This is a genomic window from uncultured Erythrobacter sp., assembly GCF_947502395.1.
In the GTDB taxonomy this organism is placed as follows: domain Bacteria; phylum Pseudomonadota; class Alphaproteobacteria; order Sphingomonadales; family Sphingomonadaceae; genus Erythrobacter.
This window is the reverse complement of the sequence record NZ_CANMZM010000002.1, coordinates 135,429-158,935: the sequence shown is the minus strand read 5'-3', so window position 1 is coordinate 158,935 and position 23,507 is coordinate 135,429. Positions and strand designations below refer to the sequence as shown.

Annotated in this window: 19 protein-coding genes, 3 tRNA genes and 3 rRNA genes; 14 read left to right on the top strand and 11 right to left on the bottom strand. The window is 55.6% G+C overall.

Annotated features, from left to right (window positions below):
- Positions 1 to 33 precede the first annotated feature (33 nt).
- The 3 genes from ssb to Q0778_RS07005 all read left to right on the top strand — a co-directional run bounded on the left by ssb (position 34) and on the right by Q0778_RS07005 (position 1,342).
- The gene (gene ssb / locus Q0778_RS07015) at positions 34 to 588 is read left to right on the top strand and encodes a single-stranded DNA-binding protein (protein ID WP_298308347.1); all 555 of its coding nucleotides are present in this window, start codon (positions 34 to 36) and stop codon (positions 586 to 588) included.
- A 101-nt stretch (positions 589 to 689) separates the two neighbouring features.
- A complete protein-coding gene (locus Q0778_RS07010; RefSeq protein ID WP_298335059.1) occupies positions 690 to 1,142 on the top strand; it encodes a hypothetical protein in 453 nt (150 codons plus the stop codon).
- Positions 1,139 to 1,342, top strand: a complete 204-nt coding sequence (locus tag Q0778_RS07005; RefSeq protein ID WP_298308352.1) for a helix-turn-helix transcriptional regulator — start codon at positions 1,139 to 1,141, stop codon at positions 1,340 to 1,342. The genes Q0778_RS07010 and Q0778_RS07005 overlap by 4 nt, the downstream gene beginning before the upstream one ends.
- 3 nt (positions 1,343 to 1,345) lie before the next feature.
- Here the strand turns inward: Q0778_RS07005 and Q0778_RS07000 are convergent, their stop codons facing one another.
- Together Q0778_RS07000 and Q0778_RS06995 are read right to left on the bottom strand one after the other, a co-directional pair.
- On the bottom strand, positions 1,346 to 1,900 hold the full coding sequence (locus Q0778_RS07000) for a YceD family protein (protein ID WP_298335057.1): 555 nt from the start codon (positions 1,898 to 1,900) through the stop codon (positions 1,346 to 1,348).
- Positions 1,897 to 2,424, bottom strand: a complete 528-nt coding sequence (locus tag Q0778_RS06995) for a ubiquinol-cytochrome C chaperone family protein (protein ID WP_298308355.1) — start codon at positions 2,422 to 2,424, stop codon at positions 1,897 to 1,899. The genes Q0778_RS07000 and Q0778_RS06995 overlap by 4 nt, the downstream gene beginning before the upstream one ends.
- Before the next feature lie 224 nt (positions 2,425 to 2,648).
- Between Q0778_RS06995 and bamE the strand changes: the two genes are divergently transcribed.
- The 5 genes from bamE (at position 2,649) to Q0778_RS06970 (ending at position 8,402) form a co-directional block, all read left to right on the top strand.
- The gene (bamE, locus tag Q0778_RS06990) at positions 2,649 to 3,128 is read left to right on the top strand and encodes an outer membrane protein assembly factor BamE (RefSeq protein ID WP_298308359.1); all 480 of its coding nucleotides are present in this window, start codon (positions 2,649 to 2,651) and stop codon (positions 3,126 to 3,128) included.
- A 48-nt stretch (positions 3,129 to 3,176) separates the two neighbouring features.
- Entirely contained in the window at positions 3,177 to 3,737 is a 561-nt protein-coding gene (gene hslV / locus Q0778_RS06985; protein WP_298335055.1) for an ATP-dependent protease subunit HslV, read from the top strand.
- 54 nt (positions 3,738 to 3,791) lie between these two features.
- Positions 3,792 to 5,093, top strand: coding sequence for an ATP-dependent protease ATPase subunit HslU (gene hslU / locus Q0778_RS06980; RefSeq protein WP_298308365.1), 1,302 nt, complete (start codon positions 3,792 to 3,794; stop codon positions 5,091 to 5,093).
- Positions 5,093 to 5,488: an ACT domain-containing protein gene (locus tag Q0778_RS06975; protein WP_298335053.1), complete on the top strand. Its 396-nt coding sequence runs from the start codon at positions 5,093 to 5,095 to the stop codon at positions 5,486 to 5,488. Before hslU ends, Q0778_RS06975 begins: the two co-directional genes overlap by 1 nt.
- A gap of 61 nt (positions 5,489 to 5,549) precedes the next feature.
- Positions 5,550 to 8,402, top strand: a complete 2,853-nt coding sequence (locus tag Q0778_RS06970) for a pitrilysin family protein (protein WP_298335051.1) — start codon at positions 5,550 to 5,552, stop codon at positions 8,400 to 8,402.
- 6 nt (positions 8,403 to 8,408) lie between these two features.
- Here Q0778_RS06970 and Q0778_RS06965 read toward each other — a convergent pair whose 3' ends face one another.
- From Q0778_RS06965 to Q0778_RS06955, 3 genes are all read right to left on the bottom strand, one after another.
- On the bottom strand, positions 8,409 to 10,250 hold the full coding sequence (locus Q0778_RS06965) for an ABC transporter ATP-binding protein/permease (protein WP_298309270.1): 1,842 nt from the start codon (positions 10,248 to 10,250) through the stop codon (positions 8,409 to 8,411).
- Between the two features lie 65 nt (positions 10,251 to 10,315).
- Positions 10,316 to 11,314 carry an aspartyl protease family protein gene (locus Q0778_RS06960; RefSeq protein ID WP_298308374.1) on the bottom strand — a complete coding sequence of 333 codons (999 nt, stop codon included), beginning with the start codon at positions 11,312 to 11,314 and terminating at the stop codon, positions 10,316 to 10,318.
- A gap of 74 nt (positions 11,315 to 11,388) precedes the next feature.
- Positions 11,389 to 12,921 carry a lipopolysaccharide biosynthesis protein gene (locus Q0778_RS06955; RefSeq protein WP_298335049.1) on the bottom strand — a complete coding sequence of 511 codons (1,533 nt, stop codon included), beginning with the start codon at positions 12,919 to 12,921 and terminating at the stop codon, positions 11,389 to 11,391.
- A gap of 781 nt (positions 12,922 to 13,702) precedes the next feature.
- Between Q0778_RS06955 and Q0778_RS06950 the strand changes: the two genes are divergently transcribed.
- The 6 genes from Q0778_RS06950 (at position 13,703) to Q0778_RS06925 (ending at position 19,081) form a co-directional block, all read left to right on the top strand.
- A 16S ribosomal RNA gene (locus Q0778_RS06950) occupies positions 13,703 to 15,188 on the top strand.
- A 175-nt stretch (positions 15,189 to 15,363) separates the two neighbouring features.
- Positions 15,364 to 15,440: transfer RNA gene (locus Q0778_RS06945), tRNA-Ile, on the top strand.
- Between the two features lie 13 nt (positions 15,441 to 15,453).
- Positions 15,454 to 15,529, top strand: a tRNA-Ala gene (locus tag Q0778_RS06940).
- Positions 15,530 to 15,790: 261 nt separating this feature from the next.
- A 23S ribosomal RNA gene (locus Q0778_RS06935) occupies positions 15,791 to 18,586 on the top strand.
- 137 nt (positions 18,587 to 18,723) lie between these two features.
- Positions 18,724 to 18,838 (top strand): 5S ribosomal RNA (rrf, locus tag Q0778_RS06930).
- The 16S, 23S and 5S rRNA genes sit together here with 3 tRNA genes alongside, the layout of an rRNA operon.
- Before the next feature lie 166 nt (positions 18,839 to 19,004).
- A tRNA-Met gene (locus Q0778_RS06925) sits at positions 19,005 to 19,081 on the top strand.
- A gap of 345 nt (positions 19,082 to 19,426) precedes the next feature.
- Here Q0778_RS06925 and Q0778_RS06920 read toward each other — a convergent pair.
- From Q0778_RS06920 to Q0778_RS06895, 6 genes are all read right to left on the bottom strand, one after another.
- Entirely contained in the window at positions 19,427 to 20,275 is an 849-nt protein-coding gene (locus tag Q0778_RS06920; protein WP_298335047.1) for a phytanoyl-CoA dioxygenase family protein, read from the bottom strand.
- 7 nt (positions 20,276 to 20,282) lie between these two features.
- A complete protein-coding gene (locus Q0778_RS06915) occupies positions 20,283 to 21,074 on the bottom strand; it encodes an NUDIX domain-containing protein (protein WP_298335045.1) in 792 nt (263 codons plus the stop codon).
- Between the two features lie 419 nt (positions 21,075 to 21,493).
- Complete coding sequence (grxD, locus tag Q0778_RS06910) at positions 21,494 to 21,826, bottom strand: Grx4 family monothiol glutaredoxin (protein WP_298335043.1); 333 nt, start codon at positions 21,824 to 21,826, stop codon at positions 21,494 to 21,496.
- A gap of 41 nt (positions 21,827 to 21,867) precedes the next feature.
- On the bottom strand, positions 21,868 to 22,101 hold the full coding sequence (locus tag Q0778_RS06905) for a BolA/IbaG family iron-sulfur metabolism protein (protein WP_298308389.1): 234 nt from the start codon (positions 22,099 to 22,101) through the stop codon (positions 21,868 to 21,870).
- Between the two features lie 5 nt (positions 22,102 to 22,106).
- On the bottom strand, positions 22,107 to 22,430 hold the full coding sequence (locus Q0778_RS06900; protein ID WP_298308392.1) for a DUF1476 domain-containing protein: 324 nt from the start codon (positions 22,428 to 22,430) through the stop codon (positions 22,107 to 22,109).
- 75 nt (positions 22,431 to 22,505) lie between these two features.
- Positions 22,506 to 23,504 carry an NADPH:quinone oxidoreductase family protein gene (locus tag Q0778_RS06895; protein ID WP_298308395.1) on the bottom strand — a complete coding sequence of 333 codons (999 nt, stop codon included), beginning with the start codon at positions 23,502 to 23,504 and terminating at the stop codon, positions 22,506 to 22,508.
- Positions 23,505 to 23,507 lie beyond the last annotated feature (3 nt).

Here is a 23,507-nt window from a genome sequence, read left to right as displayed (position 1 = left end):
GACCCTGCGGCCAATTTCAGGGAGACAAGTGTCATGGCGGGTTCGCTCAACAAGGTAATGCTGATCGGCAATTTGGGAGCTGACCCGGAGATCCGCTCGTTCCAGAACGGCGGACGCGTTGCCAATTTGCGCATTGCGACGAGCGAGAACTGGAAAGACAAAAACACAGGCGAACGGCGCGAAAAGACCGAATGGCATACGGTTGCGATTTTCTCTGATGGCCTTGTCAATGTCGTCGAGCGATACCTGAAAAAGGGTTCGAAAGTCTTCATTGAAGGCAAGTTGCAGACCCGCAAGTGGCAGGATCAGAACGGCCAGGACCGCTACTCGACGGAAGTCGTGATTCAGGGCCTTGGCGGAACTCTAACCATGCTTGATGGCCGCGGTGATGGCGGAGGGGGCAGCTCTGGTGGTGGCGGCGGTTCGGGCGGCGGCTGGAACCAAGGCGGTGGCTCTGGCGGCGGTTCGGGTGGTGGCTGGAACCAGGGTGGAGGCAGCTCTGGGGGTGGCAGCGGCAGTTCAGGCGGCAGTTCAGGCGGTGGCCAGGGTGGCGGCTATGACGATCTGGACGACGACATCCCGTTTTGATTGCACGTCTCAGTTAGAATTCTCAAGGGCTTCACGAACCAATCGTGGGGCCCTTTTTTGTTTTTCAAAAGTAAAAACATTTTGACACAAAAACTCACGAAATGTATAAATCTTTTTACATTAGCGAAAGGTTTATGATGCGTATTTCCAAATATGACCGGCGACAGTGGGGCTATGTCGCACTGTGTGTCGCTTTGATGCTCCCTGTTGGATTGTTTGCTGGATACGCGCTGCGCACCAATTTGTTCGACGACAATGTGTGGCTCGCTTTTGGTGTCTTCCTTGCCTTGGGAGGCGCTGTTTGGTCGATCAACATATTGTGGTGGCGCAGTCTTGATGATGTGCATCAGCAAGGTCTTATGAGCAGTTGGTATCACGCGGGTTTCTTTGGTGCCTTTGCCTTCTTGCTCTGGTTGGTCGCGAATAAGGCACACAAATCCGACTATGGTGAAGGCGCAATGCACATGTTCTTCGCCCAAGTTGCGGCGGGTTTCCTCATGTACCTCTGGTGGAAATGGCGTGGGAGCTCGCTTTCTGGAGGTAAACCAGGATGAAGAACCGCCTTCGCGAGCTGCGAAAAGCGCAGAAGCTCAATCAGGCGGACTTGGCCGATGCTCTTGGAATTTCGCGCCAGACGGTGATCGGGATTGAGGCGGACAAATATGACCCCTCGCTCCCGATTGCCTACCAATTGGCTGCCTATTTTGATTTGCCGGTTGAAGAGCTGTTCTTCAATCCATGGCGGGGGGACTAAACTCTAATCCTTCGTCAAACCCCGAAGCATGTCGGCCAGTGGGCCTTCCTGTTCACCTTCTTTGGCAATGCCCGCTTTAGCGCGCGCCTCGTCTGCGCTCGGCCCCTCGGCGTAAGGGTCAATCGCAAGGCCAAGCGTCTGCGCAATCGCTTCTCCCAGGTCAAATGCATCACCTGAGTATTCGATTTCGTCACAGTCATCGGCGTGGAGTTCGATCTCAACCTCAGCGTCTTCGTCCAAAGCCGGGTCAGGCGTTCCTTTTTCCACAAAGCGCAGGTCGAGCGCTTCTTCGATCTGAGCCGGAAAGTCTTCGCCCGAAATAGCGCAAGATTGCCGGATTGCTGCCGTCAGAGTTCCCGTTGCACGGATCGCTGTCCCGCGCTGCTCCACATCTACTTCAGCGTGCAGAGTGTCGATGCCAGGAAGGCCAAAGCGCTTCGCCAGAGCCGCGCGTTCACCCGCGTCGGCCTCGACAATGACCGGGTCGGCGGGCCGGCCCTTGATCTTGATTAGCCGCTCCAGCTCACTTTTCGGAAGTGGTTCAGGCATTTCGCTCATTGTATCTCGCTTGCACTCAAAATCTGCTCATCATCATAGCCTGCCAACCGCTCAGACAGGGACAGCAATTCGCCTGCGATCTTTGCGCTGCACGCCGCTTCATCTGCGCCTTCGCTAAACGTGACATTGCGCGAGATAGCATCGGCAAGCTTGGCGAGGTCCTTGTTTGCAAAAGCTCCACGATACGCGCCCAATCTGCCGCCAAGCACGCTCATCAAGCGGCCCACGCGCTTGCCGATTACCACATCATTCACCCCAAACTGGCGCAGCTGCCCATCCATGTCTTCAACGAATAGCTCTGCCAAAAGCGCGCTTTCAGAGCGCATTTCGCGGGCCTCGACCCGGACCATTACTGCGCATAGGACAGCAGTGATCATATCGAACCGCCCGGCAACGGTGTCGGCGACCATGTAGTCGCTGTAGAATTCAGGCTTGCGGGCCAACTCAACCACGCGGTGCCACAAGGGGCGCACGGTTTCGCGTGGGTCGGGCCCGGTGCCAAGCAAGCGGGAGAGAAATGACATGACTTCCTTTCATAATGCGCCTGAGCAAAGGGAAAATCGCGAGACAGCTACGCAAGAGAAGCGTATTCAGCCGCAATTCACCCCTCTGGCCCCAGCACTTTGCGCGCACTACTTTTTCAGGGCACATTGCCAGCGCCTGCGACACAGCTTAAGGCGCTCTCAAGCGATATAGGCCGCTTGCCGAAAGCAGCAAGTGGCAGGACAAGACGGGATTTTACGGGTTTATGCGTAGAGCAGCTTTGCCGAAGGGCAAAATGATCAAAGTGGCGGCAATCAGCATGGCCGTTTTGGCCGTGGCCGGGTGCACTTCAATCCGCGAATCGCGCGGTTTTGTGAACGATCCGCTGTTGGTTCGCACGGTTCAGCCCGGCATTGACAACCGCCGCTCGGTCGAGGCCACGCTCGGCCGCCCAACCTACGAAAGCCAATATGGCGAGAAGACGTGGTATTACATTTCAAGTGTAACAGGTCGCCGTCCCTTTGTTCGGCCGCGGATTCGTGAACATTCGGTGCTGACGGTCAAGTTTGACGACACGGGCAGTGTTTCTTCAGTCGAGACCAAGGGCATGGATGAGGTTGTCTTTCTTCAACCTGATGGTGACAAAACACCGACCCTCGGCCGGGAGCGCGGCTTCCTTGAAGACTTGTTCGGCAATATCGGTCAGGTTGGCGGCGTGGGCCCCGGCGGACCGGCTGGCCCATAAGCTCCACACAAGCTTGACGCTTTGATGCGGCCCCCCATATCTCGGGGCATGGATGATAAAGCGGCGAGTCACGGCCTAGTTCAGTGGCACGGCACCACCATTATTGGCGTCAAACGCGGCGACAAGGTCGTGATTGCGGGCGATGGTCAGGTTTCCATGGGCAACACTGTGATGAAGCCCAATGCGCGCAAAGTGCGGCGCATTGGTGAGGGCAGCAAAGTCGTCGCTGGGTTTGCTGGTGCAACCGCCGATGCCTTCACCCTTTTTGAACGGCTTGAAAAGAAGCTGGAACAGTATTCCGGGCAGCTTCTTCGCGCAGCTGTGGAGCTCGCGAAAGACTGGCGCACTGACAAATATTTGCGCAATCTTGAAGCGCTTATGATCGTGGCCGATGAAGAGAGCTTGCTGGTGCTTACCGGTAACGGTGATGTGCTCGAACCCGAAGGCGGGATCGCTTCGATCGGTTCGGGTGGCAACTATGCGCTCGCGGCGGCTCGGGCTTTGGCCGAATATGAAGACGATGCTGAAAAGATCGCGCGCAAGGCCATGGCTGTTGCAGCCGATATCTGCGTTTTCACCAATGGCAATCTGACGGTAGAAACCGTCTAATCCGCGCGGTTTGCTCGAAGCACGTGCGAGACAAATGGACTTCTTAGGACTGATATGGACAACCTGACCCCCAAGGCGATTGTCGCCGCATTGGATGAGCACATCATTGGCCAGAAAGAAGCCAAGCGCGCGGTTGCGGTGGCGCTGCGCAATCGCTGGCGACGGCAAAGGCTCGGCCCAGAGCTCAAGAATGAGGTCACGCCCAAGAACATTCTGATGATAGGCCCGACGGGCTGCGGTAAAACCGAGATCAGCCGCCGTCTGGCCAAGCTTGCCGAAGCGCCATTTGTTAAGGTTGAGGCGACCAAGTTTACTGAAGTCGGCTATGTCGGCCGCGACGTTGAACAGATCGCGCGCGACCTCGTTGAAGAGGCCATCCGCCTTGAGAAAGAGCGGCGGCGCGAAAGCGTGCGCGAGGCGGCGAGCGAAGCTGCGATGGAGCGGCTTCTCAACGCATTAGTGGGCGACAATGCTTCTGAGGCTACACGTGAAAGCTTCCGGGAGCGCATCGTCCAGAATGCGATGAACGAGGTCGAGGTTGAGATCGAAGTTGCTGATGCCGGAAATGGCATGCCCTTTGATATGGGCAATATGGGCGGCAATATGCAGATGATCGACCTGTCAGACATGATGGGCAAAGCCTTTGGCAAGGCGAAGACCAAAAGACAGAAAATGCGCGTTCCCGAAGCATGGGACAAGCTGGTCGATGAGGAGGCGGACAAGCGCCTCGATGATGAAGACGTAAGCCGCACCGCGCTGCAAAATGCAGAGACCAATGGCATCGTTTTCCTCGATGAGATCGACAAGATCGCTGTCTCCGACGTACGCGGCGGCAGCGTTAGCCGTGAAGGTGTTCAGCGTGATCTGCTGCCCCTGATCGAAGGCACCACTGTTGCCACGAAGTATGGTCCGATGAAGACCGATCATGTGCTCTTTATCGCGAGCGGCGCGTTTCATGTAGCCAAGCCTTCGGACATGCTGCCCGAACTTCAAGGGCGTCTGCCGATCCGGGTGAATCTTCGCGCGCTCACGCAAGAAGATTTTGTGCGCATTCTCTCTGAGACTCGCGCGAACCTGGTGGAGCAATACAGTGCGCTGCTGGGCACGGAGAAGGTTGAGCTCGACATCACCGAAGACGCGGTTCAGGCGGTTGCGACGATCGCCGCGCAGGTCAATGAGAGCATCGAAAACATCGGTGCGCGGCGGCTTCAGACAGTGATGGAGAAATTGCTCGAAGAAATCAGTTTTGAAGCTGAGGAGCACGAGGGCGAGACGGTCAAAGTTGATGCGACCTATGTGCATGAGCGGCTGGGTGAACTTGCCGGTGACAGTGACCTTTCCAAGTACATTCTCTAATGCCCGGCAAACCCGTCAATGATCTTCGAGGCATGCTGGCGGGAATGGAGCCGGCCCTTGATGAGCGTGCGTGGCAGTTTGCGGCGGATGCCAGCGTGGACAGAACATCGGAGGCGTTCGCGCTGATCCGCGAGACCGAGGGAACGACGCTTGTTCTGCCTGTGGATACTAAAAGGGCCAGTCCGACTTTCGCTCGCATCACTCTTCAAGTGTATTCGGATCTCGAAGGCGTGGGCCTTACAGCTGCGGTTTCGACAGCGCTCGCCAATGTCGGGATTGCCTGCAACGTTATCGCGGCCTTTCATCACGACCACATCTTTGTGCCTTGGGATCGACGCCAAGAGGCAATGGATTTGCTGAGCACTTTGAGCTGCGAGGCAAGTGGTCGAGGTTGAAATGGACTGGGTCTCGCGCTTTAATCGCGTAAATCAATTTCTTGCGTGAAGGCCACATTTCATGATCCGTACCGTCCAGCTGACAAGCGCTGTCGCATTGGCCTTTGCCATAAGCACCCCTGCTGTTGCTGAAGAAGCTGAAGTCCAATCTCAGGCGAGTAGCCCTTTGCTGTCCGCCCCGCCGATCGAATACACCATGTGGACCCTGGACAATGGGCTGCGCGTTATCGCAGTGCCCGATGATACCACCAGCACTGTCACAACTTCGCTATGGTATGAAATCGGCTCCAAGCATGACCCCGACGGACGCTCTGGGTTCTCGCATTTGTTCGAGCATATCAGCAGCCGCAAGACCGAGAACATGCCCTACAACCTGATCTATTCGCTCACGGCGGATATTGGGGGTACGCGCAATGCGTCCAACTGGGTTGATCGCACGAACTATTTTGAGCAGGTGCCTGCGGCCTATTTGGAAACGATGCTATGGACCCACCGCGAGCGCATGGCCAATCTGGTGGTGGATAAAGAGGTATTCGAAAGCGAACGAGGCGTAGTCAAGGAAGAATTGCGCCAGCGCGTGCTCGCGCCTCCCTATGGCCGGTTGCAGCGCTTTGTTCTTCCTGAAAACGCCTATGATGTGTTGCCGCATCGCCGCGCGGGTATCGGTTCGATCGAGGATCTTGATGCGTCGAGCTTCGAAGATGCGCTTGCGTTTTACGAAGCGTATTACGGGCCAGACACCGCAGCTCTAATCGTCGCGGGCAATTTTCAGACGGGCGATTTGCGCGGCCTGGTCGACATCTATTTCGCTGATATTCCACGGCGCAAGAACCCGATCGCCACCACCATCGCTGAGTATGAGCCCGAACTGGCGGCTCCACGCATCGTCGAAGCAACTGGACCCAATGTGCCATTGCCAGTGATTGGCGGAGTATGGAAAGCTCAGCCGATCACACATGAAGATGCGCCGGCCATTCGCGTGCTGGCCACTATTATAAGCGGCGGCGAAAACAACCGACTGGCAGATGCATTGATCCGCACAGGTCTGGCAGTGCAGGCGTCAGGCTCAGCTCCGATGTTTCGAGAGGCGGGTCACATCAATATCTATGCGCTCGCCCGGCCCGATCAGCTTGTGGCGGCCGGAGAAGCATTGGATGCAGAACTTGCCCGACTTGCGACTGAGCCCGTGACCGAGAGTGAGCTGACCGAAGCCAAGAACGAGATTGTCGCGGCCTCGCTACGCCGACGCGAAACCGCACGGGGCCGTGCCTTTGAACTTGGCGAGGCATTGATGGCGAGCGGCGATCCAGACTTTGCCGATACGGGCCTTGCACAAATAACCAAAGTGACCGCCGAAGACGTGCGCAAGGTTGCAGCGCGCTATCTTGATCCAGCACGACGCGTGACCATCAGGTATAGGAATGGACCCGAAGATGCCTCTTCTTATGCCAACCCCGTACCATTGCCTGATTTCGGGACGTTAGACCCGGCGACAAGTCCTGTTCGCTCGGTCAGACCGGAAGCGGAGCGAGAGCTGCCGCCTGGTCCCTTGGAAAGCCCAACAGTTGCCGCTCCGAAATTGGTTGAGACGACGCTGTCAAACGGTATTCCTGTGGTCGCGGCACAAACTGGAGCGGTTCCGCTCGTGACTGTCTCCATGGTTATGCCCGGAGGGAGCAAGACGGACCCTGAAGGTCACGAGGGGATTGCGGAACTCGCAGCTTCTCTGGCGGCTAGTGGTTTTCACGAGAACGATGCGCAGAGCATTGCCGCCCGCTTTGAGAATTTGGGTGCGACTTTTGAAGGCAATGCGGACAGCGATGGCACAACTTTCTCACTGACTGCACCTTCAACCAGCCTTGGAGCGGCTGGCGCTCTGGCCGCGCAGATTATCAAAGGAGCGCTCTATCCCGATGAAGAATTCCTGCGCGAAAGGGACCGGCGGATAGAAACCTTGCGGGTGACAATGACCGATCCCAGCAGCGTGTCTCGACGTGCCGCTCGAACTGCGCTTTATGGCGATGCTCCTTACGGCAACCTGCCCGATGGAACACCTGAGAGTCTCGCCAATATCAATCGCAGCGATTTGCTTTATCACCGCCAGCGTTTCTTCCACCCAGATCGCATGCAAATTGTCATATCTGGAGGGATGGCGACCGACAAAGCGATCGCCGTAGCAGAAGCCATGTTCGGCGACTGGACGACTCCTAGCTCCGTTGGTCGGATCGTGGAGGAAGCTGCGGGCGAAGCTCTTTCGCCTCGAACCATTGTCGTGAACATGCCTGGTGCAGGTCAAGCATCGGTCTTCGCTGCACTACGAGCACCAGCACGTGGTTCGAGTGACTTCGATGCATTGCAACTGGCCAACTCGGTTCTTGGCGGAGGATCAAGCGGCCGATTGTTCGAAGAAATCCGTACCAAGCGCTCGCTTTCTTATGGTGCTTATTCGCGAATACAAGGCCGCAAAGATGGCTCAGTCCTCACGGCGAGCGCCCAAACCCGCAACGAAAATGCCGCCGAAGTTGCGCGTATTATGCTGGGCGAAATAGCGAAGCTGAACGAAGAGGAGCTGCGCGAGGATCTGCTGGCACGGCGGCGGATGTTTCTTGAGGGCAGTTATGGGCGGGTGCTTGAGAGAAGCACGGGCTTCAACGCCATTGTCTCAGGCCTGTTGCTCCACGAGTTACCGGCCACCGATGCAGGCCGTATGTCTGAGCGCCTCGCTGGAATTGACGTGAGTGCTGCGAATGCGGCGGCGCGCAGCGTGATTGATCCAGAGCTTGCCACTCTAGTGGTTGTCGGTGAGGCGGACTTTTTCCTCGATGATTTGCGCAAACTTCACGATGATATTGAAGTGATCAGCTTGGATGAGCTTGATTTGTCGTCTCCGAGCCTACGCAAGGAAGGTGGTTAGGCACCGCTACTCAGCCGCTTTTTCCTCGCGATTTTCCTGCGCTTGTTGGGTCCACATTTCGGCATAGAGCCCGCCAAGGGCAAGGAGTTCGGCATGAGTTCCGCTCTCGCACATTGTCCCGTGGTCAAGCACGATAATGCGGTCTGCATCGGCAATGGTAGAAAGCCGATGCGCAATCGCAATGGTTGTGCGTCCTTGGGCGAGCCGCTTGAGCGTTCCGAGGATTTCCTGCTCAGTCCTTGTGTCGAGAGCGCTGGTTGCTTCATCGAGGAGCAGGATCGGCGGGTTTTTAACAAGCGTGCGGGCGATGGCCACTCGCTGTTTCTCTCCGCCTGAAAGTTTCAGGCCGCGCTCACCAACCATGGTATCAAACCGCTCGCTCAGCCGATCGATCAGCGGCATAAGCGCTGCGTCTCGCGCCGCCTGCTCGACCGTCGCCTCGTCCGCCCCTTCCGCGCCATAGGCGATATTGTAGGCAAGCGTGTCGTTGAACAGAACACTGTCCTGCGGAACGATCCCAATGGCCGCGCGCACGCTGTCCTGCTGGCACTCGGCAATGTCCTGTCCATCGATCAGGATGCGACCGCCTTTGGGATCGTAAAAACGGAAGAGCAGCCGCGCGATTGTGCTCTTGCCCGCGCCCGATGGTCCGACCACTGCGCAGGTTGATCCGGCGGGCACTTCGAAGCTGAGGCCGTTGAGGATTGTGCGATCATCTTCATAACCAAAGGTGACATTGTCGAAGACGATGCTTGGCTTGCCAACAACCAATGCGGGGGCGCCGGGTTTGTCCTCGACCTCAACCGATGTGTCGATCAGGCGGAACATCTCTGCCATATCGACCAGGCCCTGACGGATGGTGCGATAGACCCAGCCGAGCAAATCGAGCGGGCGGAAAAGCTGCATGAGATAGGTATTGACGAAAACGAGGTCGCCCACGGTCAGTTCGCCCTTGCTCCATCCCCACACAGTATACATCATAGCGCCCGCCATAAGGGCGTTGGTGATGCCCGATTGCACGACGTTCAAAAGCGCCAGCGAGTTCTCCGATTTCATCGCGGCATTGGCGTAAGCGCGGGCTGCATTCGAATAGCGCTTTTCCTCCCTCGCCTCGGCCCCGAAGTATTTGACCGTCTCAAAGTTCAGGAGTGAATCCACTGCGCGGTGTAGAGCCTGACCATCGAGGTCATTCATTTCCCGCCGCAGTTTGGTGCGCCATTCGGTGATCCAGCGTGTGGTGAAAATGTAGGCGATGACTGTGAGCGCGGTTGCCGCCACCAGCTCCCAGCCAAAGTTGAGGTAGAAGATCACGCCCACAGCGATCAACTCAATCGCCGTCGGGGCAATGTTAAACAAAAGGAAATAGAGCATCATGTCGATGCTCTTGGTCCCGCGCTCGATGATCTTGGTGACCTCTCCCGTGCGACGCGTCAGGTGAAAGCGTAGTGAGAGACGGTGAAGCCGGTGAAACACATCTTCGGCAAGGCTGAGTGTCGCCATCTGGCCCACACGCTCAAAGGCGACATTCCGCAAATTGTCGAACAGGAGAGAGGTGAAGCGGCCAAGGACATAGGCTGCGACCAGAGCCATGGCGACTTGCGCCGCACCGGAGATTTCAGAGGCTGCGGGGGAACCCTCCATTGCATTGACCGCGCCCTTGTAAGCGAAAGGCAGCGAGAGAATGACGGCTTTAGCCATAAGCACAAAAGCCATCGCCAGCCCGATACGCCAGCGCAGGTCAAGATTGTCTTTGGGCCAGAGATACGGGAGAAAACGCCTGAGCGTTTGCCAGCCTTCCGCGTCAGCAGGCTTGGTCGGGCGATCAGAAGTTGCGGTATCAGGCGGCATGGCTGCCACCATGTGGAGGCCGCCCTCTATGAACGCAAGATGCTTATATAGGCCTTAGGACTGCCCTATGGTCGTATCGTACGCCCGGCTCCTCGCCCCCGTGCCCGGCGCATGGCGCGAGCCACATCGCGTGGCACGTCAAACAAAACCCGTTTCTCAGAAAAGTCGATCGCCACTCGGTCGAATATGCGCAGATGCTGCATTCCCAAAGCAAGCACAGGCTTGTCGCCAAGGCCGAGCGCATCAAAAGCAGGCGTGTCAGCGAATGTTAGCGCCACATTTCGCAGGGCCAGACCTTCAATCTGAAGCGACTTCACCAATTGCATTTCACCGATCATCTCGACGCCATTCACGTCGGTGGTGATCACTTCTTCCGCGCGTTTGCGGCGAATTCTCTCGCGTAGAGCGGTGCTGCCGATGCTTGCTTGTGCCCCGGTGTCGATTATCACCGTAGCGCGCACACCTTCGACCAGTGCATTGGTAATGAGCAACTGTCCAAACTGGGGATTGGCGCGTACGACAATCTCAAAACCTGAGCGATAATTGTCGAGGGCTGCGACATCTTGCACGGCGATGGTTTCTTCGCGAAAATCGATGAGCACGCGAAAGTCTTGCAAGGAATCCAGCCCGAGGATTCCGTGTGCACCGACATTATTCGCATCGAGAACCGGCGAGATGAGATCATAGACCGTGTGTTCTCCGAAGGTCATCGATTCCACTTCGACCAGATCCACATTGCGCTGGCTGGCCATGCCCACCAATGTCGCTGTGCCAGAGGGAGCAAGGCTCAACCCGCGATTGATTTGATGTGTGACCGCTGTCGCTTGGCTGCCTGTGTCGATCATGAAGTTGAAAGGCCCTGCGCCTTCAATCATGACTGGCACGGTGAAGCGGCGTGCATTGTCCTCTTCCAGCTCAAGGATCTGGGTGTTTGGATCGGTCAGGTCGGGGGCTACCGCCTGCGCTTCGAGGCCTTGTCCGGAGGAGGGAGGTTCGACGGCGACGGCGGCGCTGGACGCAATTATGCTCGAAGCCACTGCGGTCAGGGCGGCAAAAAGGCTCATACTTCTTCCCTTCGGATGGGGCTAATCCTGAAACGATACCAGAGAAGATGCATCAGCCCAAATGAATGAGATGTTTAGATGGCGAGGCTTGGACCGGTATTGTGCGAGTTCGGATTTCGAAGGAGCGCCCATGTTTCTCGAACAATCCCTCGATAGCCAAACCAGAATGTGGCCGCATAGACAGTTGCTCCAACGCTGGCGCTTCGCATGAGTGCAAAGAATGGGCTGTCAATCACGACCAGTTTTTCGACTCCTAGCACGGTCAGTGACATTGCGGCGCAGGCAATCGCGATAGGCAAGATGGCTCGCAAGAGAGCAAATGGGGTGACCCCGATGCGAGGAAGAGTGACGGTCAGGGTGATCGCGCAAAGCAGAGGGGCAGAGATCCACCATGCGTGGACAAGGCCCATGGCGCCATCGGCGACAAGCAATGCGAACATCGCCGGGAAAATCGCAGCGCCTACAATGGACGTAAACAAATAGACTTTGGGTCTTCCCATTGCATTGGTCACAGGCGAGCAGATGAGATGCAGCGCAAAGGCCGGCATGACGGCAGCAAGCCCTGCAACAATCGGGATAAGCCCGGTCCACTTATCTCCCATAAGCACGGGGATCACATGCTCAGAGGTAAGGGCAAGGCCAACATAGACCGGCGTACACACCATCATCACCAACCGCACGGTTTTGAGAAAGTATGGGCCAAGCGGTTTCTTCGCCCTGTGCAATTCGGAATAGGCCGCGAGTGCCACCTCATTGATCGGCGGGATAAAGCGTCCGGTCACGATCAGAGCCAAGAACAAGGCCTGAGTGTAAAGCCCCAGATCATAAGTCGCCAGCAGGCGACCTGCGATCACCACGTCGGACTGGCTTTGGATGATCCAGAACAGCTGGCATAAGGTAAGCACGCCACCATATGTGAAGAGATCCCAAGCGCCCTTCGGATTGAACACGGGGGCGATCCAGAAGCGTGCGGCCCACATAAGGCCAATTGCGCGAGCTACGAATATCGAAAGCCCTGCATATATAAGCGCCCACACTCCCCATCCGAGCCAAGCGAGGAATAGGGCCGTCATCGCACCCACCAGTGCGCTTGCCATATTGGCCTGTCCCTGTTTGCGGAACTCCAGCTTTCTGGCGAGCCACTCAGACGGCATCGCAATAAAAGGAATGGTCAGAAAGATTACAGCCTGGACGCGCAAAAGCTCGGCCACGATGGGCTCGTCAAAGTATGCAGCGGCAAAGGGCGCGAAAAGGAACTGGATCGATGCGAGCAGGACGTTGGCGACGATTAACATCCCAAACACCTGACCCACACGTCGATCATCTATCCGTTCCGTCTGCACGATGGATGTCGCAAAGCTCTGGCCGTTGAGGAAGGCGAGGGCGGTGACGACGACCTGACTCATCGCAAAGAGACCGTAGTCGGTCGGGTCGAGCAGTCGCACCACCAGGAAGGTAGAGGTCCAGGTGATTATCTGGGCAGCAACCTGCGCGCCCCACCGCCAAGCCACAGCCGAACGCACTCGGGCAGCGAAGCGGGTATCATCCGCATTGCTTTGTTGCGCATCCGTGATCGGCGGTTCGGAGGCAGGGGTGCTGATCGTCATGGTTACGCGTTAGCGAACAAAGATGAAAAAATGGTCCACACAGCGCCGACCCATGGCGAGACATACATATGAGGACTGTGTGGAAGAGAGATCGGCTGTGAACGAATCAATCTTGCATATGAATGTACGAATCTTACGCCTCGCACCTCAATGATTCCGCCCAATCGAACAAAATGGGCTCCAATTCGGGATTCAAGGAGTTCGGCGACCGAGTCAGGAGACGTGAATCAGACCAAAATGGAGGCTGAATCACTCATATCGGCTGGTTATGCTGCTCATGGCCCCTGGTGGAACAAATTAGAGGCTCACAAAGTGGCATAAAAAATCATTTAACATCAAATATTTGGAACTTTTCTCAAACAAATCCGCAAAAAGCCCTTGCCCGAATCCAAAGCCCCCCATATATGCCCTCTCACCGCAGCGGAGCAGACGGCTTCAACCGCTTCCTCGCTACGGTCGCCAACATAAACGGACAGCCTGTCCCTCGGTTTGAAAATCGAGGAACACATGCGCTGTCCGCCTTTTATTGTCTGGTGGCTCTTTGACATTGTTGGTTTTTGATGAAGGGACATGTGGGCGACGGCGCCTGGTCTGCGAGCTTCAAGGTCGCAGTAACCAGTTAAATTTAAGCCGATTGCCACGTCTTTACTGAACTCCACGTTCGGTACTGATGATGCATGTTCATTCGTATCCATTACGTTTGACAGCAGGTATCGGCTCCTTGATACTCTTGCTAGTCAAGATAGCGGGGTTTTCCCCGTGCTTGATTGGTTAGTTTCACAAACTTGAGAGTTTGATCCTGGCTCAGAACGAACGCTGGCGGCATGCCTAACACATGCAAGTCGAACGAACCCTTCGGGGTGAGTGGCGCACGGGTGCGTAACGCGTGGGAACCTGCCTTTAGGTTCGGAATAACTCAGAGAAATTTGAGCTAATACCGGATAATGTCTTCGGACCAAAGATTTATCGCCTTTAGATGGGCCCGCGTTAGATTAGATAGTTGGTGGGGTAACGGCCTACCAAGTCGACGATCTATAGCTGGTCTGAGAGGATGATCAGCCACACTGGGACTGAGACACGGCCCAGACTCCTACGGGAGGCAGCAGTGGGGAATATTGGACAATGGGCGAAAGCCTGATCCAGCAATGCCGCGTGAGTGATGAAGGCCTTAGGGTTGTAAAGCTCTTTTACTAGGGATGATAATGACAGTACCTAGAGAATAAGCTCCGGCTAACTCCGTGCCAGCAGCCGCGGTAATACGGAGGGAGCTAGCGTTGTTCGGAATTACTGGGCGTAAAGCGCGCGTAGGCGGCGATCCAAGTCAGGGGTGAAATCCCGGAGCTCAACTCCGGAACTGCCCTTGAAACTAGATTGCTAGAATATTGGAGAGGTAAGTGGAATTCCGAGTGTAGAGGTGAAATTCGTAGATATTCGGAAGAACACCAGTGGCGAAGGCGACTTACTGGACAATTATTGACGCTGAGGTGCGAAAGCGTGGGGAGCAAACAGGATTAGATACCCTGGTAGTCCACGCCGTAAACGATGATAACTAGCTGTCCGGGCTCATAGAGCTTGGGTGGCGCAGCTAACGCATTAAGTTATCCGCCTGGGGAGTACGGTCGCAAGATTAAAACTCAAAGGAATTGACGGGGGCCTGCACAAGCGGTGGAGCATGTGGTTTAATTCGAAGCAACGCGCAGAACCTTACCAGCCTTTGACATCCTAGGACGGTTTCTGGAGACAGATTCCTTCCCTTCGGGGACCTAGTGACAGGTGCTGCATGGCTGTCGTCAGCTCGTGTCGTGAGATGTTGGGTTAAGTCCCGCAACGAGCGCAACCCTCATCCTTAGTTGCCATCATTTAGTTGGGCACTTTAAGGAAACTGCCGGTGATAAGCCGGAGGAAGGTGGGGATGACGTCAAGTCCTCATGGCCCTTACAGGCTGGGCTACACACGTGCTACAATGGTATCTACAGTGAGCAGCGATCCCGCAAGGGTCAGCTAATCTCCAAAAGATATCTCAGTTCGGATTGTTCTCTGCAACTCGAGAGCATGAAGGCGGAATCGCTAGTAATCGCGGATCAGCATGCCGCGGTGAATACGTTCCCAGGCCTTGTACACACCGCCCGTCACACCATGGGAGTTGGATTCACCCGAAGGTGGTGCGCTAACCTTTTAGGAGGCAGCCAACCACGGTGGGTTCAGCGACTGGGGTGAAGTCGTAACAAGGTAGCCGTAGGGGAACCTGCGGCTGGATCACCTCCTTTCTAAGGATACAAGCGAAAGCGCCAGACCTTGCGTCTGGAAGTGCTTCGCAAGTTCCAAAGAACATTGCCGTCGTCCTCATGTCCTTTCATCAATCGGAAACAACACTTCAGGGTGTTGTTATCCTGAGCCGGCTCACGCCCCTCGCGGCCCATTGGGTTGGCGAAGGACAGGTGTGGGCCTGTAGCTCAGTTGGTTAGAGCGCACCCCTGATAAGGGTGAGGTCAGAAGTTCAAATCTTCTCAGGCCCACCAGTTCTATACCTAAGGGGCCTTAGCTCAGCTGGGAGAGCACCTGCTTTGCAAGCAGGGGGTCATCGGTTCGATCCCGATAGGCTCCACCAGGTATTTTCCGATAGATGAAACGAAAGAGATCTTGCTTTCGAGCAAGTAGGCGCATTGGCGCCGAGCATTTGACATTGTGAATGGGTTTTTAAATCGATGCCGTGGCGCATAGATTGTTTTGTAAGGTCTAGCCGACCTTCTCAACGCGTAGTCTATGCATCACAATATCAATCAAATTGATTATCTGGCTGAGATAATTTCTCCTCACTATCGTGAAGACGAACAGGACTTTATGCAGACCTGTCGTTGATAGTGTGGATTCTCAAGCGTGAGGTAAGAGCATTTGGTGGATGCCTTGGCATGTACAGGCGAAGAAGGACGTGGCACGCTGCGATAAGCGTCGGGGAGATGTGAGCAATCTTTGATCCGGCGATTTCCGAATGGGGAAACCCACCTTCACCATTTCTTTCACTTTCTCTTCGGAGAGATTGAGAGAGGTGGATAAGGTATCACCTTAGTGAATATATAGCTTTGGTGAAGCAAACCCGGGGAACTGAAACATCTCAGTACCCGGAGGAAAAGACATCAACCGAGATTCCCGTAGTAGTGGCGAGCGAACCGGGACCAGGCCAGTGCCTTTTCTATTATTAGCAGAACTCTCTGGAAAGTGAGACCATAGTGGGTGACAGTCCCGTATGCGAAAAGATTAGAAAAGGACTTGAGTAGGGCGGAACACGTGAAATTCTGTCTGAACATGGGGGGACCACCCTCCAAGCCTAAATACTCGTACATGACCGATAGCGAACACAGTACCGTGAGGGAAAGGTGAAAAGCACCCCGATTAGGGGAGTGAAACAGTACCTGAAACCGGATGCTTACAAGCAGTTGGAGCCCCATAGGGGGTGACAGCGTACCTCTTGCATAATGGGTCAGTGACTTAATCTAGCATGCAAGCTTAAGCCGTTAGGTGTAGGCGAAGCGAAAGCGAGTCTGAATAGGGCGACTGAGTATGTTGGATTAGACCCGAACCCCGGCGATCTAGGCATGAGCAGGTTGAAGGTGCGGTAACACGCACTGGAGGACCGAACCGTTGCATGTTGAAAAATGCTCGGATGACTTGTGTTTAGGGGTGAAAGGCCAATCAAGCCGGGAAATAGCTGGTTCTCCGCGAAATCTATTGAGGTAGAGCGTCAGATTTTTGCCATTGGGGGTAGAGCACTGGATGGACGCGGGCTGCGCGAGCGGTACCAATTCTAACCAAACTCCGAATACCAATGAGTCTAGTCTGGCAGACAGACGGCGGGTGCTAAGGTCCGTCGTCAAAAGGGAAACAGCCCTAACCTACAGCTAAGGTCCCCAAATAATACCTAAGTGCGAAAGCATGTGGGAATCCCAAAACAACCAGGAGGTTGGCTTAGAAGCAGCCATCCTTTAAAGAAAGCGTAACAGCTCACTGGTCTAAATAAGGGTTCCTGCGGCGAAGATGTACCGGGACTAAAGGTATTTACCGAAGCTTAGGGTTCATAGTTTACTATGAGCGGTAGCGGAGCGTTCCGTAAGTGGTTGAAGCCGAAGGGTAACCGACGGTGGACATATCGGAAGTGCGAATGCTGACATGAGTAGCGATAAAGAGGGTGAGATGCCCTCTCGCCGAAAGACCAAGGGTTCCTGCTCAACGCTAATCGGAGCAGGGTAAGCCGGCCCCTAAGACGAGCCCGAAGGGGGTAGTCGATGGGAACCACGTTAATATTCGTGGGCTTGGAGATGTGTGACGGATGTCGGAAGTAGTGTGTCCTTATTGGATTGGGCATGCTGCCAAGATGTTCCAGGAAATAGCCTCTCCGTATAAACCGTACCCGAAACCGACACAGGTGGTCAGGTAGAGTATACCAAGGCGCTTGAGAGAAGTATCCTGAAGGAACTCGGCAAATTGCCTCCGTACCTTCGGAAGAAGGAGGCCCTGAATCGAGGCAACTCTTTTCAGGGGGCACAGGCCAGGGGGTAGCGACTGTTTATCAAAAACACAGGACTCTGCTAAGTCGGCTTCAAGACGACGTATAGGGTCTGACGCCTGCCCGGTGCTTGAAGGTTAAGAGGAGGAGTGCAAGCTCCGAATTGAAGCCCAAGTAAACGGCGGCCGTAACTATAACGGTCCTAAGGTAGCGAAATTCCTTGTCGGGTAAGTTCCGACCTGCACGAATGGCGTAACGACTTCCCCACTGTCTCCAGGATATGCTCAGCGAAATTGAATTCTCCGTGAAGATGCGGAGTACCCGCGGTTAGACGGAAAGACCCCGTGCACCTTTACTGCAGCTTTAGAGTGGCATTAGGAAGAAACTGTGTAGAATAGGTGGGAGGCTTTGAAACTTGGGCGCCAGTCCGAGTGGAGCCAACCTGTGAAATACCACCCTGTTTGTTTCTGATGTCTAACCTAGGTCCGTTATCCGGACCAGGGACCCTCTATGGCGGGTAGTTTGACTGGGGCGGTCGCCTCCTAAAGAGTAACGGAGGCGCGCGATGGTATGCTCAGGCCGGTTGGAAACCGGCTGCGAGAGTGCAATGGCATAAGCATGCCTGACTGCGAGACCGACAGGTCGAGCAGAGACGAAAGTCGGTCATAGTGATCCGGTGGTCCCTCGTGGAAGGGCCATCGCTCAACGGATAAAAGGTACGCCGGGGATAACAGGCTGATACTGCCCAAGAGCTCATATCGACGGCAGTGTTTGGCACCTCGATGTCGGCTCATCACATCCTGGGGCTGGAGCAGGTCCCAAGGGTTTGGCTGTTCGCCAATTAAAGTGGTACGTGAGCTGGGTTCAGAACGTCGCGAGACAGTTTGGTCCCTATCTGCCGTGGGCGTCGATACTTGAAAGGAGTTGCCCCTAGTACGAGAGGACCGGGGTGAACATACCTCTGGTGTATCTGTCATTCCGCCAGGAGTGCCGCAGAGTAGCTATGTATGGACGGGATAACCGCTGAAAGCATCTAAGCGGGAAGCCTCCCTTGAGATAAGGTATTTTAGATCCGTCAGAGACCATGACGTTGATAGGCCAGGTGTGGAAGCGCAGTAATGTGTGGAGCTAACTGGTACTAATGATTTATTCGTGCTTGAGAATTCGCACTGTCAATGACAGGCCTGCTTATGCAGGGCTCGTCTTGCGGTGGAGAAATACTCCAGCCAGACGTTCACATTGCCCTAATCTGGGGCGCGATTATCGATTTAAGACCCGTTAACACCCCACAAGCTTCATTGCTTGGTGGTCCTAGCGACTGTGACCCACCCGATCCCATCTCGAACTCGGCCGTGAAACCAGTTAGCGCCGATGGTACTATGTCTTAAGGCATGGAAGAGTAGGTCGCCGCCAGGCATTGTAGCTTGTGGGAAGTCTCTTTATTGAGACTGTTACGGGAAACAACCCATTCACTGTCAAAGCCTGTCTTGAGCGCCTGCCAAGGCAGTCGAAAGGGGCTTGCCTACGGGCTGGCCCTTTTGGTGTCTCTAGGCGGCATAGCCTTGAGCGCCCAGCTAGGTAGCGCGGGATGGAGCAGTCCGGTAGCTCGTCAGGCTCATAACCTGAAGGTCGTTGGTTCAAATCCAACTCCCGCAACCAGCGTCAGATTGAAAACCCAAAACAAAAAGGCCTCGCTGTTTCCAGCGGGGCCTTTTGTCGTTCGACCACGAGCGAGAGATAAGCATCCAGCACGTTGAGGCGACAATGTCGCTTGGCAGGGGGGCAAGGCCAACGGCACGCGACGATTTCGATAGGCGCACCGAAACACAGAGTGGTCTGAGCCCGAAGTTTCTACCATCTGTCAGTAGAGCATTTGGCCATTTTGATGCCGCTTGTTGGGCGTGATGGCGGCTCTATCGATAGGATCGTGCACCGCGATGCAAAGTCGGACCGGCGCTCCATGCTATCTTGGTTTCCCGCTCTCTCAACCTGCACTTCTCTGAATTAGGAACTTCGCGCAAACCCTCTTGCAGGCAATTCAGATCCGCGCTGGATCCAGTTAAGCTCTGAATATTTGCACGCGCCATCCGTCACATGCAGCGTATAGGCATGCCTCGGTTTGTCCGAGCGATTGGGCGGGCTGTAATGCGGCAAGAGGCCGTGAAAGAGAACCAGGGATCCAGCCTTCACTTCTATCGGCATGGCCGAGGATTCATCTGGCCATGGCGTTTCGGACAATGTGTCCATTTCTGTTGCACCGTTTCGTAGACAAAAGCGCTGTCGTAGAGGTGTGTCGATGCCCTCTTTGCTTACCCAGAGACAGCCGTTCTCAATTGTCGCATCATCGATCGCGAACCAATAGGTGAGAACAGAGATCGGCGTGGAATAGAAGAAGGTGGCATCCTGGTGCCAATGCACCTCGCCACCGATGCGAGGCTGCTTGAAGATGTACATGGACTGCCAAATTTGCGGGTCCTTCTGGCCAAGCACCTTGGCAATTTCACCGCATTTGGGGTCACGAGAGAAGCGTTCAAACACCGGGTCAAGGTCGTGCATGGCGTGACCGATTTTATTGATTGACAACGCCCTCTCTTGTGCAAGCTGGCCGCTCTCATCGAACGCCTCTTCTTCGAAGAAGCAACGTACTTTGTCGCCTGATGTGAGGAAATAATCGTCTCGCGGCCGGGGGTCTTCCTTGGTTGTGAAGATGGACCTTTGGCCTTCTGCATCAAATTCATCGATGATCGCGGCCGCGGCTGAGCGCAACTCTTCAAGCTCTTTGCGCGACTTAAATTCCTCAAGCACGCAGAAGCCTTGCGTTTGGAAGCAATCGAGGTGACGCTGTTCCAGCATTGCGGCTCTACCCCCGTGCGACCGTCTCCAGGAGCTCGGCCGTTATAGGATAGCCGGCATCCTGCATGATCGTGAGCATCGGTTGCTCGCCAGATGTGTCGATCCGGGGGATGATCGTCTTGACCGGGATAGCCTCAGCCTGAGCCCGTGCTTCCTCAAAGCTGGCGAAAAGGGCGAGCCGTTCGAGATTGCGGCGTGTGGGAAAGATGAGCTTGATTTCCCCTTTCTCAGCCATGCCCAACGCGCCCTGTGCACTCACCCAAAACAGCCGGGTGTTTTCGGCCTCATCGGTCGATACTTCGACATCGCCCGTGCCCAGATTGGCAAGATAAAAGCGTGTGTCGTAGACGCGCGATAGTTTCTCATTCTTTGGAAACCAACGGGCGAAGGGGACGATCTGGTCCAGGTCGAGCACCCAGTTGAAGGCATCGAGCACCGGAGCAAGCGTCTTCTTCTCGTGTAAAAGCTGTCTTGCTTCCCCCGCGCGTTCAGCATCGATCGCGCCCTTCAAACCCAAGGCAAGGCCCGTTTCTTCCAGCGTCTCACGAACAGCGGCTATCTGATGCGCGGCCTCGTCAAGTGATAGATCGCCTCGAGAGTGCGGCTCGACCCGTTCAGCAAGCGCAAAGTCTTCCGGATCAACGCGCCCGCCCGGAAAAACCGCCATGCCGCTCGCAAAGGTCATATTGCGCGACCGCACGGTCATCAGCACCTCAGGCGGGCCACCTTCGGGACAGTCGCGAAAGATGATGATTGTTGCCGCAGGAATGCTTTCCGGCTTTTGAGATTCGTCTGTCATTGCATGCAATGATGAAGGGACAAGATCATATTGCCAAGGGCCTCTACACACAGGCGCAAGACAGAATGCATCGAAGGTGCGGTTTGTCGGGAAACTTTACACGCCAAAGCCGCTTAAGGATTGGCTAACCACCGTCTCCCGCGGAAATGCGGGGAATCGCAGTTTTGGCACGGGGGATGCATAGGTTACGATGAAGAATGTGGTCTTCGAATTGAGGTAAGCCCTTTCTGGTCTCTGGGCGTTACCTCCCCGTTTTTGAAAAGCCGTCTCGCATGTACCCGGTGCGACGCGGCTTTTCTTTTGGGGTTTGCGCACGCCCATCCGGGCGCGCGCCCTAGCTAGACAGGTAGGAAAGCTGCCCTCGCTGCGGGTGGACGGTCGTCCTTGCGGTCACTGGCGTGACCTGGGCGACGTATTCGTCAGCTTTCGATTTTGGCCACGCCGTTATCGTCCAGCATCTGCTGGAGCTCGCCCGCTTCGAACATTTCCATCATGATGTCGCTGCCCCCGACAAATTCGCCTTTGACGTAGAGCTGGGGGATGGTGGGCCACTCCGAATAGGTTTTGATGCCCTGGCGCACTTCCATGTCTTGAAGCACGTCGACGCTTTCATATTGCACGCCGCAATGATCGAGGATCGCGACGGCGCGGCTGGAAAAGCCGCATTGCGGGAAAAGCGGAGTCCCCTTCATGAAGAGAACCACATCGTTCTCACCAACTACAGAGGCGATACGGGTGTCAGTGTCAGACATTTGCGAAGAACCTTCAAAAATCTTGTGTGCGTTTACGCGTGCTATTTGGGAACAACCGTGGTGACTTGCAAGGCGTGCAGCTCACCGCCCATCTTGTCGCCAAATGCAGCGTAGACCATCTTATGTTGCTGCACCCGGCTCTTTCCCGCGAACTGGGGCGCGGTCACCTTGGCTGCCCAATGGTCATCATCGCCCGCCAGATCGGTGAGCTCGACCGTTGCGCCAGGAAGGGCGGCAAGGATTGCCGTCTCAATTTCATGTCCGGGCATGGGCATGCGGTTTAGCTCTCGCTCATATATTGGCGCTTGGCTTCAATCGCCATTTCTTCAAGCTTGGCACGAATGTCTGCTTCGCTGATGTCGGTATCAGCGGCGGTGAGATCACCGAGGAGTTTGCGGATCACATCCTCGTCGCCCGCCTCTTCGAAGTCGGCCTGGACTACGGCCTTCTTGTAGGCTTCGGTCTCTTCTGCGGTGAGCTTCATCTCGCCAGCGGCCCATTCGCCCAGAAGACGATTGCGGCGGGCTGCGATCTTGAAGGCGGTTTCTTCGTCCATCGCAAACTTGGCTTCTTCAGCGCGCTCGCGGTCTTTAAAATCGGTCATTGGGGATCCCTTTGAAAAAGTGTTCCTGGCAGAAATAGAGTGCGGCAGGAGACGCCGCAAGCAATCAGTCCCAGTTCAGTCCATTGTCACCACCAACTTGCCCACGGCCTCACGTGCTTCAAGCTTTGCAATGGCATCGCCAGCACGCTCAAGCGGGAAGGTTTCGGAGACCAGCGGGTCGATCTTGCCTTCTTTCATAAGCGCGAAGAGCTCCTTGACTTGCTCGACAAATTTTGCCGGTTCACGCGCGGTGAAAGCGCCCCAGAATACCCCGCACACATCGCACGATTTGAGCAGGGTCAGGTTCAATGGCAGTTTGGGAATACCGGCAGGGAAGCCAACTACTAGGAATTTGCCCTCCCATGCGATAGAGCGCAGCGCTGGCTCAGAGTATTGTCCGCCGACAATGTCATAGACGATGTTCGCGCCGGTCGGGCCGCATGCCGCTTTGAAGGCGTTGGCAAGCTCTTTGGACGCCGCCTTGTCCATCTCCTCGCGCGGATAGATCACAACGTCGTCCGCGCCCGCCTTTCGGGCAATTTCAGCCTTCGCCTCGGAGGAAACAGCAGCGACCACTTTGGCGCCATAGGCCTTGGCAAGCTCGACCGCTGAAAGGCCGACGCCGCCAGCCGCGCCCAGAATCAAGACGACATCGCCTTCCTTGATATAACCGCGATCTTTAAACCCGTGAATGGTGGTGCCGTATGTCATGAGCAGCGAGGCCGCCTTCTCAAACGGCACGCCCTCGGGGATCGGGAACAAGCGACCATCTGGCACAATCGCTTTCTCGCGAAGACCGCCATTGCCGAGCATGCCAATCACCCGGTCGCCCGGCTTGCAGCTGGTCACCCCTTCGCCAACCGCTTCAACCACCCCAGCGATCTCACCGCCTGGGGAATAGGGGCGCTCTGGCTTAAATTGATAAAGGTCGCGGATCATCAGCGTGTCGGGATAATTGATCGCGCAAGCCTTCACTGCGACCAGCACCTCGCCTTTGCCCGGAGTGGGCGTGTCAACTTCGTCCAAGGTCAGCGTTTCTGGTCCGCCCACGTCGTGGGTCTGAATGGCTTTCATGGT